A 19,160-nucleotide genomic window follows, 5' to 3' on the forward strand; every position below is an offset into this window, starting at 1 on the left:
CCAAACCAATCCGTTGAAAATTACCAATAAGTTATGCTAGTATGCGGTTGGTGTATACTGAAAATTGACTCGCCTCCGGGACGGTGAAAATAGACCGGGACGCGGTGGGCTCTAGTCCGTTCCCGGCAGCGGACTCAAAGTGCCCTGCTGTGGGGCCGGTTCCAGCCAAAGAACGGGCTTCCACCTCAACTTTGCGCCTGAAAAACGGTCGCAAAGGTTGTCCCCATGGGCTAAGCTGAGAAGAACACTCAGCTAAGGCCATCGACACAGCTGGTCACTTTGGCCCGCCTCTGGTCACTAACAGCCACCAGGCCAGGCTATTTTCACCATCCTTGCGATACAGCCAAGTTTAAATCGTCAATTAACCTCTATCAGCAGTGACTGATTAGGCTATTCAATCGCAAGCCTTAACCACAAAATCTATTATAGCCACACCCCAATCAAATAAAAGAAGGCACTTCAAAGTACCTCCGCATCCTGTGTAAAATTCCGTTTACCCCTCAAGGAGGTTCACCAATTTGCTAGACAATTACCTACTCCAAGAACTCGTCACCTTTGCCCAGACGGGAACGCTGGCTAAGACGGCGGCCACGCTCAACGTGACGCAGCCGACCGTGACCCGGGGCATGCAAAAACTCGAGACCGACCTGGGCGTACAGCTCTTTGACCGTCAGCCCAACCGGATCCGCCTGACCGCGACCGGGAAACTCGCCGCTCGTGAAGCCGCCAAGCTATTACAGGCCAATCATGATACCGCAATCCGCATTCAAAATTTTGACCGCAATCAACGCGTGCTCAAAGTGGCAGCCACTCTGCCTGGACCCATGATTGTCTTGCAATCACTGAAAGACCAGTTGCCCGCTAACCTCCAACTTGCCCCCGTCGCTTCACTCCCCGAACCAGTGGAAAGTCTCCGCAATCACGCGTACACGTTAGTTTTCACCAACCACCCGCTGACCGCCACCGACATCACCAACCAACTGATTGGCACGGAAAACTTGGCCATCCACCTCAACAAATTCATGTACCAAGCCAATCAGTCCACAGTCACCTTCGCGGACCTGGCTGGCCTGAGTTTCGTGGTGCCCGTCGACATTGGTCCCTGGCGCGCCATCATCCAGGACAACATCCCCGACGCCAAATTTTTCTACCAAAAGGAACGGGAAGCCCTGGCAGAGATTACCAAATTTTCCGACTTCCCCTACTTTGCTACCAACGTCTCGCCCTTCGATCCGACCTTGCCGCTAGAAGCCACGGTCAACGACAACCGGCGACTCCTGCCCATCAGTGATGCGGCGGCGCACATGTCCATTTACGCTAACTATTTAACAGCCGCGACCTCGCGGGTAACGCCCGTCATCACGACACTCCGAGCGTCCTGGCCAGAGACGTGAGCTGAAAGCCCGACCCGCCTGACAAGAAGCGTTGAAAAGTTCAGTTACTTTACATTCAAAATGCAAACGCTTAAAATTCACTTAGATATGTTTAGGAGGTCACAAACTTATGAAAACCACCATGTTCATGGAACCTGGAAAAGTTCAAATTGAAGATATTGACAAGCCAACGGTGCAAGCACCCGATGACGTGATTATTCACGTTGTCCGGACCTGCGTCTGTGGCTCCGACCTGTGGGCTTACCGCGGGCTTGAAGACAAGGAAAAGCATTCCGAAAATACTGGCCACGAAGCCATCGGAATCGTTGAAGAAGTCGGCAGTGACATCACGACTGTCCAACCCGGCGACTTTGTGATTGCCCCATTTACCCATGGCTGCGGCCACTGTGCGGCTTGCCGGGCCGGCTTTGACGGCGATTGCCAAAACCATACTGACAACTTCAGTAACGGCGTTCAGGCCGAATACATTCGTTTCCAACACGGCGAATGGGCCCTGGTCAAGATTCCTGGCAAGCCAGCCGACTACAGCGAAGAAATGCTGAAGTCCCTGCTGACCTTAGCCGACGTCATGGCTACCGGTTACCACGCCGCTCGCGTCGCCAACGTTTCCACTGGCGACACGGTTGTCGTCGTTGGTGACGGTGCCGTGGGTCTCTGTGGGGTCATCGCCGCTCAAATGCGCGGTGCCAAGCGGATCATCATCATGAGCCGTCACGAAGACCGGCAAAAGCTGGCCACTGAATTTGGCGCTACCGACATCATCGCTGAACGTGGTGACGACGCGGTTGCCAAGGTAATGGCCATGACCAACAACGCCGGTGCCGACGCCGTGCTCGAATGTGTCGGGACGGAACAGTCTAATGACACGGCCATGAAGGTCGGCCGTCCAGGCGCCATCGTTGGCCGAGTTGGCCTGCCACACGAACCTAAGATGGACATGAGCAGCTCCTTCTACAGCAACACCATCATCGCTGGTGGCCCCGCTTCCGTAACGACCTACGACAAGCAAACCTTGTTGAAGGCTGTCCTCGACGGCGACATCCATCCTGGGAAGGTCTTCACGAAGTCCTTCAAGTTAGACGACATTGACGATGCCTACCAAGCTATGACGAAGCGTGAAGCTATCAAGTCCTTGGTCGTTGTCGACTAAAAATAGATTGGTCGTTGGTTTTCCGTTCCCGGCGGCGGGCTCAAAGCGCCCTGCTGTGGGGAACGGTTCCAGCCGGAGAAGCGGGCTTCCACCTCGCCTGAAAGCCTGGAAAATCGCCAGTCTCTCAGGTCGTCCCGTGCTCTAAACTGAGAAAATCGCTCAGTTAAGACCACCGACACGGCTGGTCACTTTGGCCCACCTCTGGTCACTTACAATGATCATCTATTTTCAGTTTTTCGTATTGGTAAGTCAATTCTAAATTGATGCATCTTATATCAAAACAAGGATTAAGCCAGCAACATTGGCTTAATCCTTGTTTTTGTTTGCCACACCGCATAACTCACAAAAAGGGCCCGAGAACATCACTGCTCTCGGGCCCTCACTATTCCACTAATCTTCTATTCTACTCTTTACTTCAAAACGCCGAAGCCACCGGTCCAGCCAATCTTTTCGCTGGCAGCCAAGGTCATTTGTAAGAAACCAAAACTTTCGAGTTCACGGGCACGCTTCAATGAACCAGCGTCAACGAAGGCCACACCACTGTCAGTCAAGGCGTCAGCGAATTCTTGCTTAGCAGCGGCGTCATCCCCAGCGGCCATCACGGTCGTTTGGACTTGGTCGCTGACCTTGCGGCTCTGTAACGTTGCGGCGAAGGTCGTGTTGAAGCCCTTAACCACCTTGGAATCTGGCAATAAGGCAGCGATTTGTGCGGCTGCGGAACTGTCAGCGGGAACAACTAATTCGTCCCAAGTGTCAAAGTTTAATGGGTTAGTAATATCCACGACAACCTTGCCAGCCAAAGCAGCCTGGTTAGCCTTGGCAATGCTCAACGCAGCGTTGAATGGCACAGCCAAAACGACGATTGAACCCAAGTTTTCAACGGCGTCACCAGCGTCAATAAAACTAACCTGGTTCCCACCTTGCGTGAAGACGTCACCGATTGCTTGACCCATGTTACCCTTACCAAAAATTGTAATTGCTGCCATAATGCAGACCCCCTGATGTGTTTTTATATTTTGTATTATTTTTAAGTACACTTTTAAGATACGTCAATTAACGATTAAAGTCAATGAATCCGCTTAAATTAATTTAATCAAACGGTTTTACCTGATTTTTTCACCAAAGTGTTATAGAATATAATACAGAATCAGTTTAGGATTTCTATTTAACTACCAAGCGTATTCAACAATTCCATTCATCTATTTTCAAGTATAATCTGCTCAACGGCTAACAGCCTTCCCACAACCAACGGAAGAATCAAGACGGAAGGAACCGGCGCCGACTCATTCGACGCCGCCACCACTGGTTCTGGGTTCAACCAGTATCAGCCGCAGGACTGGGAAACTAGACCGATCCTGGCAGTGATCAGGGGCGCGTCAAGGATTGTAGAGGGTCGCCTCCCACAACCAACAGAAAATCAAGGCAGCAAGCACCGGCGCCGACTCATTCAACGACGCCACCACCGGTTCTGGGTTCAACCAGCGTCAGCCGCAGAGCTGGGAAAACTGGGCCGGTCGTGGCAGTGACCAGAGGCGCGCCAAGGTGCCCGGCTGTGTCGGTGGTCTTGGCTGGGGTAGTTTCCCAGCCTAGCCCACGGGGCAACCTTTGAGACCGCTTCTCAGGCTGGAACCGACCCCACTGAGCGCCGTCGAGAACGGATGCGACCAGGCCCACTGTAAGAACCAATTCTTCACAACCAACAGAACAATAAAGTGGCAAGAACCGGCGCCGACTCATTTGACACCGCCACCACTGGTTCTGGGTTCAACCAGTGTCAGCCGCAGGGCTGGTGAAAATGGGCTCAGCCGTGGGAGTTGCCTTAGCGGGTTTCCCGCTTAGGCAACTGCTATCTTTGAGACTCGCTTCTCAGAGGCTCAAAGTAAGTCTGGAGACCGCTCTTTGGCTCCAGACGTGCGCCCACAGCGCCACGGCCCATTTTCACCAGCCCGGAGGCGCTGATAACAACATTTGTTGGACCCCAAACCAACGTAACCAAAAAATAAAGGAGGCGCCAAAAACATGGCGAACACGCAGTTCAGCGACACCATCCACGTCCTAGTCTACATCGCCTACTTCAAAGGCAAAAAAATGACCAGCCAAGAAATCGCCAGCAGTCTAGAAACCTCACCCAGCCTCATCCGCAAGATCATGGCCAATTTAAAACGCCACGACTTACTAGCGCCGACGCACGGGCCGACCCAACTGGCGCTAGCCCGCGAACCGGCGGCCATCACACTGCGGGACATCTACGCGACGCTGCCCAACCAAGCGCCACTCCTCAACGTGGACACCCACACCTCGCAGAATTGTCCGGTCGGGCAAACGGTGCCGAAGGTTTTAACCAACTACTACCAAGAGATTCAGGCCGCCGCGGAGGCCAAGATGGCGAAGATCACCCTCCAGGACGTCCTCAATGACGTCACGCTGATGCAACGACTCACCACCGAGTAAACTTATTCAAATTGCCGACTAATTGCGCTAACAGCCAATTAGCCGGCAATTTTTGTCTTCCCTGTATCACGCAGAGTGCTGCGCCACATTTTACCAGCAAACACACCCCACGTTTTGCAGTTGGTGTAGTCACTACGCTAAGCCTAGCCTTCTCATAACGGTCACTACCCAATCCCTGTTACCATACAGTTGCCACCGGAGGAGAGCGACACTTATTTAACCCTAACTTGGTTCCCGTGACCAACCATTGCCGGCCAACCCCCGCAAACAGCCCCCTGTCACCCCAGTGCGACCGGCGCCGTTGGCCACCCAACCAAGTCGGTACTTTGCTTAGTCAAACTTGGGTTTAACCCAGATTGGAGGAGAAAATTATGCGTGTTCTAAAATTACTGAGTGGCGTTGGCAGTACTGTAGCCGTCGCTGCAGCCGTGCTGGCCTTGAATCCGTTAGTTGCCGGCGCCGCTGGTCCTGGGACCGCAACCAGTAACTTGACCAACGTTTCCAGTGGCTACGTTGCGGACAGCACCGGCAATGCCGAAGCCACGTCCAACGCGGAATTTACGGTGACCGCCGGGACGTTGAGCCTAAACCAGGTACCTAACATCATGTTGGGCACCGTCAGTGTTAAAGACATCGCCACGGCCAACACCACGGTTCCGGTCACCAGTGGGGCCCCCACTAGTGGAACCGCTTACGACGGCAACAATACCGGTACCCTGAACGTGACTGACTTCCGTGGCAACAACGCCGGCTGGTCACTTTCCGTGGGGTTAAGTCCCTTTACCTCGGGCAAATCGACCATTACCAACGCGACGTTGAACTTGAATCAGACGCCGGGTACCCTCGACAACAGTGCTACCGCTGCCCCAAGCAGTCTGAAATTAACGCAGTCCGCCGTCACCAACGGGTGGATCAGCAGTCCACAAACCTTATGGAACGCATCCGCTGAAACTGGTGAAGGCAACAACAGCGCGACGACCGCTACGAGCAGTAACTTACTGGTCGATCAGCAACCCACCATCGTTGCCGGGACCTACGACGCGACGCTGTACTGGGCTTTGCAAAATGCCCCAGCAACCACCACGCCGGCGCAATAGTCACTCAGCTGTCATTTGTCAGTTAAATAGTTTGGGATTAGACGCCGTTTGACTTCACAGTCGGGTGGCGTCTAATACCCGTAGGTCCGGGTTTGGCTAGCAGTTTACGTTAGCTGAACCCGATACTTACCGCAACCGGTTAATCTAACTAACCATCTGCGTCGCGATAGGCGCCGGCTTCTGACTACTTTTCGTCTTAGTTACTCAAGCAGCTTTTCCCTAACCCGCCAAGCAATTAAGGTCACCTGACTAAGACGTTTCCCCGCCAACGGCTGCGGTTTACCCTCAAGGAAGGTCGTGCTGAAATGAAACTCAAATGGCTTTACCCCCTCCTCGCCGCCAGCCTACTCCTGACGGGGGGACTGGCTGGTGCCGCGCCCGCCTTAGCCGCCAAGGTGCCCGCAAACTTTGCGGCGACTCCCCTATTACCTAAAAATCAGATTTCGACCAAGGCCGGCTACTTCGACCTCAAGATCACGCCCGGGGCGACTCAGGTGTTGAAGCTGTCGGTAACCAACCCCAGCAACACTGCCCGAACGCTCCAGGTCATTCCGGTCAACGCCACCACCGCTGACAGCGGCAACGCCGTTTACATCCCATCCAAGCGGACCGACCCCTCGGCGCAGACCACGTTTACCAAAATGACGTCGGGCCCCGTCAGCATCACGTTGGCGCCGCGCCAGGGAAAGACCGTCACGTTTCATACCCAGATTCCCGCGGCCGGCTTCTCCGGTGAGGTGCTCGGTGGCCTGTTCGTGACCGACCCCCACGCCACCAAGGCCCAAACGGAAAACGGCGACGCCTCCGACTTCCGGCTGAACAACCGCTACGCCGAGGTCACCGCCGTGGCGCTTCAGTGTCGACCCGGTCAGGCCTTCCGTACCCAGTTGAAATTAGCCGGCGTCGGTGTGCGGCAACCGAACACCCATCCAACGGCGTTCGCCCGCATTCGTAACCTGACACCCGCCCTATTTGGCCGGATGGACATCGAGGCCCGCGTCATGCAAAACAGCACGGGCAAGCAGATTGCCACGGAGAACCTCCACAACGGGTCCATGGCGCCCAATAGCTGGTTCGATTACCAGGTCGGCCTCGGCAACAAAAAGCTATCGGCCGGCAAGTACACGCTGAAGCTTCATGTCACCAGCGGCAAACGTTCGTGGAATTTCAGCGGCACCTTTACCCTGACCCGAAAACAAATCGCGGAACACAATTCCGTCATCAAATCCGATGAGCAACCGACCTACTGGTGGCTCTGGCTAATCCTCTTCTTGTTCCTGTCCTTACTGTTGATCATTGGCGCCTACCTGCTGGGCAAACGGCGGTCACGCGACGATGACGACGAAGATGACGATACAGATGATTCACAATCAACAAACGATACGCACGCGTAAGACATGGGGGTGTTGGACATGCGCAGATGGCAACGACAATTAACCCGGTTAGTGATTGGACTTCTGGTGGGCCTGAGCACCCTCAGCATTGGTGTTTCCGCTCAGGCAGCCAGTAGCGCGCCCCAAACGCCGACGTCACCCCCAACGTCAATTTTGGGCATCAACCTCGCCGGGGGCTTCACCCAGGAGCCCATCGACTCCAACCATATTTCTGGCGACACGGTGACGCTGTCCGCCAAGGGGACCCGGAACATTTTGGAAGCTCTGACCAACCCCTTCGGCAGTCGGAAATACGTCTGGTGGGAATCCACGGACGGCGGCAACACCTACAGTAAGGTCGGCTCCAACAGTACGACCTATTCGTTTACCGCGCCTCAAGTCAGTGGCGTCACCCACCTGTACTTTCAATGTGAATACGATTTTACCGGTATCGGCCTGTTCTACAGCGAATGGTCGCGAATCGCCGATGTGATCATCTTACCCGACCGGGTGCCAACGACCAGTATCAAAGTCACGGCCGACAGCACCGCGTTGTACAACGGCGAAATCACGACGGTTCACGCAACCGTCACCCCAAGTACCGCGACCGACCCCATCACCTGGACCAGCAGTAATCCGTCGCTGGCCTCGGTCGATGAATACGGGAACGTCGTCGCGGCCGATACCTCAAGCAACACCGATGGCTTGGCCAACGACCACGGCATCGTCACGATTACCGGGACCAGTAACGGCAAAAAAGATTCCGTCAAAATCATGATTGGGACGCTGCAAAACGTCACCGTCAAGGAAGGCAGTGACGCCACATTTACCCTCCGAGATCTCCCAGAGGGCATGACCGTTTCCAATTGGTACCGCGTCGAGGACGGCACCGCCACGGCCCTGGACTCGACGGCCACCAGTTATACCGTCAGCAAAGCAACCGTGGGGGGTGACGATGGCACGTCGTACTACGCAACGCTGAATTATACGTTGAACGGCAGTACCAAAACGGTCACGACCAACTCGGCCCTGCTGACCGTGGAAAAGAGCGGCCTGCTAGCCTTGACGGCGGTACCCAACTTTAATTTCGGCGGCATCGACGCCACCACCCTGTGCCAAGGCGATGTGACCCTGGACAACATGGATGTCGCCAACAGCGGCAACGCCTACGATGGCAACAGTAACGGTTCGCTGACCGTCACCGACAGTCGCGAGACCGGCGGCGACTGGACGCTCACGGCGACCCTGCCCCAATTTACGTTAGCCGGAACGGGCGGTGGCCACCTGGGCGCAACCACGCTCGACGTCTACGATCCGGCCGACCGCCTGGACCAGAACGTGCCGGCGAATAACGAAGCCACCACGATCTACACCTCCAGCGATTACGACGGCCAGGACTTTGACGTCACCGACAGTCAGCTGCTGCTGAGCCAAGATCCGTTGGTGACGGCGGGCGATTACCAGAGCACCGTGACCTGGACCCTCTCCGTCGCCCCAAGCTAGCTCTCCTGTCGGTCTGACTGTCTTAGTGAAAAGTTCGCGGTAACTGGTCGTTCCCGCCGGCGGGCTCAAACCGCCCTGCTATGGGGTCGGTTCCAGCCTGAGAAGCGGGCTTCCACCTCGATTTTGAGCCAAAAACCGGTCTCAAAAGTCGACCCGTGGGCTAGGCTGGGAAAATACCCCAGCCAAGACCACCGACACAGCTGGGCAGTTTGGCCCGCCTCTGGTCACTAACGGCGACCGCGCTTTTCACTAGCCGCTTGGCTGACAGGTGAGTAGCTCTCTAGTACATGAACTGGGCTGGTCTATCCCGAAGTGTGTTTGGTTGGACTGGCCCTGCTTAGATTTGTTGTTGGTCTGTCTATTTGGATTCGACCGACTAGTTATTCTTTCACATCTCACCAAAAATACTGAGTCCTCAATGCCGAGAACTCAGTATTTTTGTACGTCCTCAGCCATTTAACCCGATTGTGAATAGTGATGAGTTTAAGTGCCGATTCCTATCTGAGAATTTTTCAGGAAATCTTCAGGAAAATCCCAGTGAAGCGGTTGCGGCAATCGGTTATGCTGGGTTCAAGGATCGCGATACCGCTTCAAACATCGCCGCCACCTTCAAACTATTTGACTGTAGTCTTTGAATATTGGCGAAACGCCTTACGAAACAGATGAATACCGAAAATGACTCTAACTTGAACCATTTTATCCAACAATTACCGCGCTATTCAGGCGCTGTCACATTCTGTATCCCCTACACAAATTTCTGAATAGCGCAAAAAGACGCGACTAACCTTCCGCATGGAGTTAGTCGCGTCTTTTGCTGTTCGCTTTGAAATTATCTAAAATCGTTAAATTTGTTTTTAATGGTCGTTCCCGGCGGCGGGCTCAAACCGCCCGCTATGGGGTCGGTTCCAGCCTGAGAAGCGGGCTTCCACCTCGATTTTGAGCCAAAGGACGGTCTCAAAAGTCGTCCCGTGGGCTAGGCTGAGTAAAAACCTCAGCCAAGACCACCGACACAGCTGGGCAGTTTGGCCCGCCTCTGGTCACTGACATGGATCAACTATTCTATTAGCCACCATCAATGTCGCCATACCAATTCTGGTACGACTACTGACTGTCGCCACCAACGCCACCAGAGACAGGTCACTGGGGCTTGGCCCTAACACCAACTCTCGGTCAGAAATCAACCAAGAGCCGGAGGAAGCCAGGACGGAGACGGCTGTGTCGAGTCTGTTAGTCGGCGTTTTGAGCCGGCTTACAGACTGGGACAACCTTTGAGACTTGCGCTTTTCAGCAAGGCTTAAAGGTGAGGTGGGAGCCCGCCCTTCGGCGGAAACCGGCCCCACAGCAGGCGGAGTCCTGGAAGCCGCAGGCGGCAACGTTCCACCACACCCACAACATCAACACTAACAGCCACCAGAAGCAGGTCACTGGGGCTTGGCCCTAACACCAACTCTCGGTCAGAGAACAACCAAGAGCCGGAGTCCTGGAAGCCGCAGGCGGCAGTACCTCATCACCCCCACAACATCAACACTAACAGCCACCAGAGGCAGGTCACCGGGGCTTAGCCCTAACACCAACTCTCGGTCAGAATGCAATCAAGAGCCGGAGGAAGCCAGGACGGAGACGGCTGTGTCGAGGGTGTTAGTCGGCGTTTTTAAGCCGGCTTACAGCCTGGGACGACTTTGGAAACTCGCGAACTTCAGCGAGGTTTCAAATCGAGGTGGGAGCCCGCCCTTTGGCGGAAACCGGCCCCACAGCAGGTGGAGTCCTGGAAGCCGCAGGCGGCCAATCATCCACAATCCCGCCCCAAACGAACCAAACAAGTGTAAAAAGCTAAGCCACAGTAACCTGCATCCGGCCGTTGCGCTTGGAGTGGTACAGGTTCTTGTCCACCCGGTTGTAGAACTCAATCGGCGACTGGTCATCCTCAGAAACCGCCGAGACCCCCACGGAAATGGTCACGTGAATGATGGTCTGCGCGGAGTGAATTTCCAAATGGTTCACCGCGGTAAAAATTTGTTTAACGATGTGCTCGGTCTCAGCCAAATCATAGCCTGGGAAAAGAATGTTAAATTCCTCGCCCCCGGTCCGGTAGAGTTTGACCGTCGAATCGTTGGCCGCCAGCACGGTCTGGACCGCGTCGGTGACCTGCTGCAAGACGGCATCCCCCGCCGAATGGCCGTAGGTGTCGTTGATGTGTTTGAAATGATCGATGTCAAACATCATCATGGCCAGCGGCCGGCGACTGTTCTGGTGCTCGTCGAACAGATACTGGATGGCATCCGTGTAGGCCGCAAAATTTTCCGTCTTGGTCAAGGCATCGTGACTGGCAAACTTGGCCAGCCGCAATTTTAGCTCGACATCGTGCGATAGCATGGACACGTAAATGTAGAGCAACACCTCAAAAATAATCAGGTAGGCCCACTCTTCCCAGAACGTCATCCAGGTAAAATCAAACTTCAGTTTCATCCACAGCCACAGCAGGCCCCCAAACGGGATACCGACCGCCATGTACAGTACCGGTGCCATTTTGTGATTGTGATAACGGACCCGGATCACATTTAACGTGATGAAGAACGTCATCATCGTGGCCGCGTGCCCCCACGATTGCCAGTAACCCAGCGACCCGTTGAACGTCATGTACGCCAACAGAATCGGGAAGAACCAGTAGTAGGGTAGATGGATATTTAAGAAATAAGCACAGAATATCACGGCAATCAGCTGAAAGTTCATGAACTCCCAGGAATTGGTCTGGCCGACCACAAACGTCTGAATACCAAACGCAAAGGCCACCATGTATGCGATGCCGTACCACATGTTGATGGATTCCTCTGAAATTTTTAAGCAGTGGTTCCGCGCCCAGGAGGCAATCCAGTTATATGAAACCCAATAGAGCGTGAAAACCCCTAAAACAAAGAACACACTGGTGATAAATGGCGGCACTTGCCAATGAGACCACGTCATGGCGAAACCCTCTTCTTTTCTAAATTTTTTTACGTGAATAGCCAGCGCCACGCTTGGCCCTGGTTTTAACAATTGTTGACTTCGCCTCCGGGCCGGTGAAAACTGAACCGGGGCGCGGGTTATTGCTGACCGTTCCCGACGGCGGGCTCAAAGTGCCCTGCTATGGGGTCGGTTCCAGCCTGAGAAACGGGCTTCCACCTCGATTTTGAGCCAAAGACCGGTCTCAAAAGTCGTCCCGTGGGCTAGGCTGAGTAAAACCCTCAGCCAAGACCACCGACACAGCTGGTCACTTTGGCCCGCCTCTGGTCACTGACATCGACCTGAACAGTTCATTTTCACCAACCCTGCGGCTGACACTGGTTTAAACTACAAACAGGTGGCTGGTTATGATTCTGCCATCGTCTGTTCGGTGTGTCTTGATTGCTTTACTCAGCAACCGACACGACTTTAAACCGCAACCACATAACTAGCTTAACTTCAAACTAGCACTGATTGAAGGGTCATTTACGCTTAGTTGCTGGGAATTGATGCCTAACACCTACTCTAAATGACCCAATTATTCGTCTACGCAGTCAATTTATTACCACTTAATTGACTGTGTCCAATATTAGGCTATTTATTGCGGGAAAACTATCACCAGAATGGCAAAAGTGCTGAATTATGTAAACAATTATACTAAGCGTCTTAATATAACTATTAACTAATTGTCCTAAAACACAAAAAGACCGGTTCATAATCAACCGGTCTCCGTGGTTTATTTAGTTGCTGACCTTGAGCGAACGCAACCCGTTCGGCCCAGGTCTGGCCCTATTCCTTGCATAGCCGGTGCTTGGGGGCAGTCACCAAATCACTGACATGGCCCGTGTACAAATACCCGGCTAACTGGTGCGGCTGGTCGGCCGCTGGCCAATCAACTTGCTCACGTTGGCTTTCCTGAAAGCCCTGCTGGCGGTAGAAACGCCCCAAACGTTCTGCCGCAGTAAATAAGTACACCTTATCAACCGGTGCTGCATCCCAATACTCAGCAACCGTTTGAACTAGTCGGTGGCCGATGCCCAGGTTTTGATACTCCGGGTCGACCATCAACAACACGATTTCCCCCAAGAACTCGCGTCGTTGCAGGCTAGCCAAGAGATGGTCGTCAATCGACCCTCGTTCGCGTAACTGCCGCAACAGCTGCCAGCCCCCCGGCCGAACGGCTAAAGCCGCCTTGGCCACTGTCAGTTGCCACAGATCATACGACCGTTCCTTCTTGCGGTACTTGGTATCCGCCAAGATGGCCCCCACCACCTGGTTCTGCCACACGGCAACGCGGACGTAGTTTTGTTGCGTCAAGCACGTCCGCAAGTAAACCCGCGCCGCCGCTTCATTTAACCCGCGATTGGTTTGATCGAATTGCCAGAGCTGGCCCACAATTTTGGCCAACGCCGGCACGTCTGCGTAATGGAACTCACGAATCTGTAACGGACTCCTCATGATTGGCTGCCCCCTTTCTGGCGTCGCGACCGTCCCCACAGCCCGGCGCCCATTTTAAAATTTTTCCATGCTACTCCAATAACCATCAACCTGCTTCTATTCTGCTTACTCCTGGCCTCTACTGTGTTGCTCCCCCGCAGATGGTGCCGGGATGATGCTTTCCCCCGTTAATCAAAAACCCCTTCCTGATTAACTGTGACTCATTCTACACAGTTTAGTGAAGGGGCTCTATCTATTTAAAAAGAAACTTACCTGAGAATTTCTCAGAAACGGCACTCATCGCGGCAGGGTCACTTCAAAGACGCTCCCCCGTGGCTGATTATCCTTTACCACGATTTCGCCGCGGCTGAGGGTGACCAGCTGATGGACAATGGCCAGTCCTAGTCCGTTGCCGGCCACGCGGTTGCGCACGTTGCCGGTTCGGTAAAAGCGGCCAAAAATGAGTGTCTTCTGGTCGTCCGGCACGCCCATCCCCAGGTCCGCCACGGCCACCGTCAGCTGTTTGCCCACGGCCGCCAGCGTGACCGTGATGGGCGAGTCCGTCGGCGAATACTTCTGGGCGTTGTTCAATAGACTCGTGAGAATCTGCGTGAGACTGTCCGCGTTGACCTGCGCCGTGACGTGGTGTTGCACATTTAAAATGATTTCGCGGCCCATCGACGTGCCGTAATTTACCGCCGTCTCGGTCACCAACTGGCTCAGGTCCACGCTGGTCGTGGTCAGCTCTAGTTGATTGGCCCGTGACAGCTTCAGCAGGCTCTCCACCAACCGTTGCATCCGCTCGGACTCCCGGTCGATGAACTGCAGCGCCGTCGGAATCACCTCGGGATGCGCTGTGCCGCGCCGTTTGACCATGGATACATACCCGCGAATCGTGGCGATGGGTGTCTTCAATTCGTGCGAGGCGTTGGCCACGAAGCGCCGGTCGGCCTGTTCCTGCTCGCTCAGCGAATGCAGCAGCAGGTTGAACTCGACCGTTAAGTCGTGGACTTCCTGGGGCGACGCCGGCACCGGTAACTGCCGCTGATAATTTTCTGAAATGTCCTGGTTGATGGCCTTGGTCGTGCCGGTCAGCTCCACCAGCGGTCGGTTCAGTTGCCGCGCTAGCAAGTAAATGAACCAGGTCCCAATCAGCAGGAATGCCAGCGAAATCAGTAAGATCAGTTTCACCAGCAACAGCAACAAATCGGTGACATCATTGAGTTTTAACCACACGTCGTAGTGCACGGTCGGGTCCTGTTTATCCGTTGACACGTCGGATGCGCGCACGTGATAATACAGCCCCGACTTCTCCAGGTAACCGAAGTTGGGCGTCACCTGGTGTACGGTCCCGTGGGCTTTGGTCCGCAAGAACCGTTGGGTGTTGGGTGAATAGAGGTGCTTAGTGGTCTTGCCGGGCTTGGTGACGCTGATGCGGATAAAGGTCGTCCGCTTGTCGGCCCAGCTACTCATCCGCCACCAGTACCAGTCATCGCGGTTGGCTACGAAGGTCCGTTTCAGCCCACGCACGATGCCCAACGCCTGTTGTCGCTGAACCTCGGCCTGCTTGAATCCGACCACGGAAATGATGACGCCACTCAGAATCACGGTGATGCCCAGCAGAAGCAGCGCGTACACCTTGGTGATTCGCGCCGCGCTGGTATTAAAGAGCGTTTTCTTCATCAGCGGCACCCAGTTTGTAGCCCACGCCCCGAATCGTTTGGATCATCTGGCTGGCAACACTTTCCTTTAATTTATTGCGTAGGTAGCGGACGTAGACGTCGACGATGTTGACCTGCCCGTCGAAATTGGTGCCCCACACGGCGTCCAGTAGGTCGTCGCGGGTCAGGACCTGGCCCGGATGCTGCATGAACGTCAGAAGCAAATCGAACTCGCGTTGCGTCAGTTGAATCTCGGCGTCGGCCGCAAAGACCTGGCGCGTCTTGGTATCCAACGCCAGTGGCCCCACGTGAAATTTCTTATCATTGATATTTTTCACCACGTTGCGCCGCAAAATCACGCGAATCCGCGCGAGCAGTTCCTCGGTGTCAAACGGCTTGGTGATGTAGTCATCGGCGCCGGCGTCCAGGCCGGAAACCTTGTCGCCCACGTAATCCCGTGCGGTCATCATAATCACCGGAACGTCGTAGTGCCGCCGAATCTTCCGTAGCACGCCCAGCCCGTCAATGCCGGGCAACATCCAATCCAAAATAATCAGCGAAATCTCACCCTGGTGCGCCGCAAACTGCGTCAGCGCATCTTCTCCGCTGGCACAAGGAATCACGGTGTAGTCCTCAAACGCCAGCTCGGCGCTCAGCAGCGTTCGCAGTCCCTCTTCATCCTCGACTAACAAAATGGTTACTTTCATGTGTGGTCTCCCCCTTAAACATCCCTAGTTGTTCTTAATCGTTACTATCTAATCACCAACTCGCACGATAGGTCACGCTTCTCATCAATTAACTAATTGAAATATTCCCGCTTTAATTCACCTCAAGCGCGGGTGATTTCATTTTAGCATGGTTTCTCCCCTAACTTAGACGGCTTAACCAAATTCTAAGCTTTACGACGCCGACTCAACACCATTCCACCGCAAAATTATTGATACCACCTCCTGTCCAGATAGGCTATAATGGGACATATCTAAACAACGACACAATGTATACATTTGGTGCTGGCTAGATTCAAGGGGCACTAGACCACCAGCCAGCAAAATAGAAATAGTCGTCAGCAATCACCCACAACAATTGCGGCTGACTCGGAGATTCACGGCATTGTAAAAATAAGCGACCGTGTCAGTGACCAGAGGCGGGCCAAACTGCCCGGCTGTGTCGATGGCGTTAGCTGAGGTTTCCCACTCAGCTTAGGCCATGGGACAACCTTTGAGACCGCTCTTCGGCTCAAAGTTGAGGCGGAAGCCCGCTTCTCAGGCTGGAACCGGCCCCACAGCAGGGCGGTTTGAGCCCGCCGCCGGGAACGAAAACGTCAATCAGTTTATTTTTAGAAAGGAGGTTGGGCCTATGCGGGTCACCCTAAAAAACATCACCCTAGCCTACGACCGACAGGCGCCCATCCTCACCAACTTTGACTGCCAAATTCCGGACGGCCAACTGACGGCGCTCCTGGGCCCCAGCGGTAGTGGGAAATCCACCATTTTAAATCTGATTGCCGGCCTGTTGACGCCCAGCACTGGTCAGATTATCTTTGACCAGACCGACGTGACCGCCACGGACAGTCGCCACCGCAACATCGGCATGGTCTTTCAGGACTACGCGCTGTACCCGCACCTGACCGTCCGCGATAACATTGGCTTCCCGTTGAAAATGGCCCACGTCAAAAAGGCCGCCCGCTACCAACGCGTGGCCGAACTGGCCGAGTTGGTTCAGGTGACCGACCAGCTGACGAAGTTCCCGCAAGAACTTTCCGGCGGGCAGCAACAACGGGTCGCCATCGCCCGGGCCCTGGCCAAACAACCCAGCCTCTTACTCCTGGACGAACCGCTGTCGAGCCTGGACGCCACGCTCCGAGAAGAACTTCGCGGCGTCATCCGCCAGATTCAGCGGACGACCGGCGTGACCACGGTCCTGGTGACCCATGACCAGGAGGACGCGCTCCAGGTGGCCGACCAGATTATGGTCCTCGCCAACGGCCGCCTACAACAGGTCGGCACCGGCCGGGACCTTTACCAGCATCCCGCCAACCTGACCGTGGCCCAATTCATTGGCCGGCCCCGGATCAATGTGGTGCCGCTCAGCCAGCTGCCGGCCGTGTTCAAATCCTGGTTGCCAACCACAACCCCAGCCACCACGCTGGGCATCCGCAGTGAAGCCATTCACCTGGCAACGACCGACCAGCCCCACCTAACCGCCACCGTGACCCAGCAGATTCAACTGGGCCGCGACGTGCAGACCTATTTACAAACGACAATGGGGCTGCTCATCAGCACCGCCATCCCCACGACGACCGCCGCAACGGTTGCCGTCACGCTAGACCCGACCGGTTGCACGGGCTTCGCCGCCGATGGCCACAATCTCGCGGGAGGTGACCGCGATGCTTAATCAAACGCCGACCGCCAAATCCACGCTCAAGGCGCTGCTCTACCTGGCCCCGTTGCTAGTGCTCACCGCGGTCTTCATCCTCTGGCCGCTACTGAACGCGTTTCTCATCAGCCTCTATACCAAATACAACTACTATACCGGCCACGTCGGCGCCCTGGGCTGGGCCAACTTTGGCTACCTCTGGCACGACCCGGCCTTTCATCTGGCCACGCGCAATACGCTGCTCCTGGTTCTGATTGCCATGCCCGTGTCTGTCGCCCTGGCCCTCGCCATTGCGCTAGGTATCAACCAGATTCCGCGACTCGCCGGCTTTTTTCAAACGGTGTACTTCCTACCGTTTGTCACGTCGACGGTGGCCATTGGGCTGGTCTGGAACTGGATCTTTCGGCTAGACGGTGGCTTGCTCAACCGCCTCCTGAGCCTCCTACATATCCCCGCCATCGACTGGCTCAACGACCCGCACTACTCGCTGGGCGCGCTGATCCTGGTCTGCATTTGGCAGGGGCTGGGTTTCAATATTATTTTGTTTCTGGCTGGGTTAAATCACATCGACCACCGCTTTGCCCGAGCGGCCAAACTGGACGGCGCCAGCGATTGGCAGCGGTTCACCAACGTGACCTGGCCACTCCTGATGCCCATCACCATTCTGGTCATCGTCAACACCAGCATCACCAATTTCAAAGTGTTCGACCAGGTCTACGCGCTGTTTCACGGCGCCGCGGGACCGGGGGACGCTGACCTCACCCTGATGGTCTACCTCTATCAAAAATTTTATGTCGAAAATCAAATGGCCGTCGCCGCGGCTTGTGGCGTCGTGCTCTTCCTGTGTGTGAGCGCACTGACCCTGATCACTGTCGGCTACTTTCACCACCGACAGCGTCAGTTAGGGGGACGGTAACGTGGCTCATCCCATTCGCACCACGCTCTGGTACCTGCTGCTAACGGCGGGCGCCATCCTAACGCTCCTGCCCTTTGGCTGGATGGTCCTCACGAGCCTCCAACCGGCCGCAACGACGCTGACCGCAACGATGACTTGGCTGCCCAAGTCTCTGCAGTGGCTCAACTACTGGCACGTCTGGCAGGCGGCACCCTTTGCACGTTACTGCCTGAATTCCCTGCTGGTGACCGTTGCCACCACGGCAGGTGAGCTGTTTACCAGCCTGCTGGCGGCATTTGCCTTCACCCATCTGCGTTTCTACGGCCAGCGGTGGCTGTTCGCGCTCATGGTGGCGCTGATGCTGGTGCCGAGTGAACTCCTACTCATTCCCAATTTCATCACCCTGGCTCACCTCCACTGGGTCAACACCTACGCCGGGCTCATCGTGCCGTGGCTGGCCAGTCCCTTTATGCTGGTCGCCCTCCATCAGGCCTTCAAGGCCCAACCGCAAACGCTGTACCTGGCCGCTCGGCTGGACGGTGCCAGTGACTGGCAATACCTCTGGCACGTCCTGGTGCCCATCAATCGCCCCATCATCACGGCCGTGGCGCTCCTACAGGTCATTGGCTCCTGGAACGCCTTCATGTGGCCGCTCATCGTCACCAACGCCGACGCGTTACGCACGTTGCCGGTGGGCCTGATGACCTTCACCAGCGACCAGGGCACCAACTATCCGCTCCTGATGGCCGCCTCCGTCTGCGTCATTTTGCCGTTATTCATTCTCTATCTCGCTTGTCAAAAATACTTAATTCTCGGGGTGACCGCATCCCGTTTGAAAGGCTGA

At 55.1% G+C, this 19,160-nt stretch carries 14 protein-coding genes; 9 read left to right on the plus strand and 5 right to left on the minus strand.

The features are described 5' to 3' along the window. Positions 1 to 518: 518 nt before the first annotated feature. Together JUF13_RS11335 and JUF13_RS11340 are read left to right on the plus strand one after the other, a co-directional pair. Positions 519 to 1,394: a LysR family transcriptional regulator gene (locus tag JUF13_RS11335; protein WP_203639763.1), complete on the plus strand. Its 876-nt coding sequence runs from the start codon at positions 519 to 521 to the stop codon at positions 1,392 to 1,394. 109 nt (positions 1,395 to 1,503) lie between these two features. Beyond that, positions 1,504 to 2,544 carry an alcohol dehydrogenase catalytic domain-containing protein gene (locus JUF13_RS11340; RefSeq protein WP_203639764.1) on the plus strand — a complete coding sequence of 347 codons (1,041 nt, stop codon included), beginning with the start codon at positions 1,504 to 1,506 and terminating at the stop codon, positions 2,542 to 2,544. A 410-nt stretch (positions 2,545 to 2,954) separates the two neighbouring features. Here the strand turns inward: JUF13_RS11340 and JUF13_RS11345 are convergent, their stop codons facing one another. Next, the gene (locus tag JUF13_RS11345) at positions 2,955 to 3,530 is read right to left on the minus strand and encodes an NADPH-dependent F420 reductase (protein ID WP_203639765.1); all 576 of its coding nucleotides are present in this window, start codon (positions 3,528 to 3,530) and stop codon (positions 2,955 to 2,957) included. Between the two features lie 1,033 nt (positions 3,531 to 4,563). Here JUF13_RS11345 and JUF13_RS11350 point away from each other — a divergent pair. The 4 genes from JUF13_RS11350 (at position 4,564) to JUF13_RS11365 (ending at position 8,968) form a co-directional block, all read left to right on the plus strand. Continuing rightward, entirely contained in the window at positions 4,564 to 4,995 is a 432-nt protein-coding gene (locus JUF13_RS11350; protein WP_203639766.1) for an Rrf2 family transcriptional regulator, read from the plus strand. A 371-nt stretch (positions 4,996 to 5,366) separates the two neighbouring features. Continuing rightward, positions 5,367 to 6,092, plus strand: a complete 726-nt coding sequence (locus JUF13_RS11355; RefSeq protein ID WP_203639767.1) for a WxL domain-containing protein — start codon at positions 5,367 to 5,369, stop codon at positions 6,090 to 6,092. Positions 6,093 to 6,397: 305 nt separating this feature from the next. Then, on the plus strand, positions 6,398 to 7,486 hold the full coding sequence (locus JUF13_RS11360) for a WxLIP family cell surface protein (protein ID WP_203639768.1): 1,089 nt from the start codon (positions 6,398 to 6,400) through the stop codon (positions 7,484 to 7,486). Between the two features lie 18 nt (positions 7,487 to 7,504). Next, the gene (locus JUF13_RS11365) at positions 7,505 to 8,968 is read left to right on the plus strand and encodes an Ig-like domain-containing protein (RefSeq protein WP_203639769.1); all 1,464 of its coding nucleotides are present in this window, start codon (positions 7,505 to 7,507) and stop codon (positions 8,966 to 8,968) included. 1,830 nt (positions 8,969 to 10,798) lie between these two features. Here JUF13_RS11365 and JUF13_RS11370 read toward each other — a convergent pair. The 4 genes from JUF13_RS11370 to JUF13_RS11385 form a co-directional block, all read right to left on the minus strand. After that, entirely contained in the window at positions 10,799 to 11,929 is a 1,131-nt protein-coding gene (locus tag JUF13_RS11370) for a GGDEF domain-containing protein (RefSeq protein WP_203639770.1), read from the minus strand. Positions 11,930 to 12,736: 807 nt separating this feature from the next. Then, entirely contained in the window at positions 12,737 to 13,405 is a 669-nt protein-coding gene (locus JUF13_RS11375) for a GNAT family N-acetyltransferase (RefSeq protein ID WP_203639771.1), read from the minus strand. Positions 13,406 to 13,681: 276 nt separating this feature from the next. Beyond that, entirely contained in the window at positions 13,682 to 15,067 is a 1,386-nt protein-coding gene (locus JUF13_RS11380) for a sensor histidine kinase (RefSeq protein ID WP_203639772.1), read from the minus strand. Next, positions 15,048 to 15,752, minus strand: coding sequence for a response regulator transcription factor (locus JUF13_RS11385; RefSeq protein ID WP_203639773.1), 705 nt, complete (start codon positions 15,750 to 15,752; stop codon positions 15,048 to 15,050). Before JUF13_RS11385 ends, JUF13_RS11380 begins: the two co-directional genes overlap by 20 nt. Before the next feature lie 649 nt (positions 15,753 to 16,401). On the opposite strand from JUF13_RS11385, the gene JUF13_RS11390 reads away from it, so the two are divergent. From JUF13_RS11390 to JUF13_RS11400, 3 genes are read left to right on the plus strand one after another with little or no spacing between them, the layout of a single operon-like run. Further along, positions 16,402 to 17,439 carry an ABC transporter ATP-binding protein gene (locus tag JUF13_RS11390; RefSeq protein WP_203639774.1) on the plus strand — a complete coding sequence of 346 codons (1,038 nt, stop codon included), beginning with the start codon at positions 16,402 to 16,404 and terminating at the stop codon, positions 17,437 to 17,439. Continuing rightward, on the plus strand, positions 17,432 to 18,337 hold the full coding sequence (locus JUF13_RS11395) for a carbohydrate ABC transporter permease (RefSeq protein ID WP_203639775.1): 906 nt from the start codon (positions 17,432 to 17,434) through the stop codon (positions 18,335 to 18,337). Before JUF13_RS11390 ends, JUF13_RS11395 begins: the two co-directional genes overlap by 8 nt. Before the next feature lies 1 nt (position 18,338). Further along, complete coding sequence (locus JUF13_RS11400; protein ID WP_373300835.1) at positions 18,339 to 19,160, plus strand: carbohydrate ABC transporter permease; 822 nt, start codon at positions 18,339 to 18,341, stop codon at positions 19,158 to 19,160.

It is taken from the genome of Levilactobacillus wangkuiensis (assembly GCF_016861605.1).
In the GTDB taxonomy this organism is placed as follows: domain Bacteria; phylum Bacillota; class Bacilli; order Lactobacillales; family Lactobacillaceae; genus Levilactobacillus; species Levilactobacillus wangkuiensis.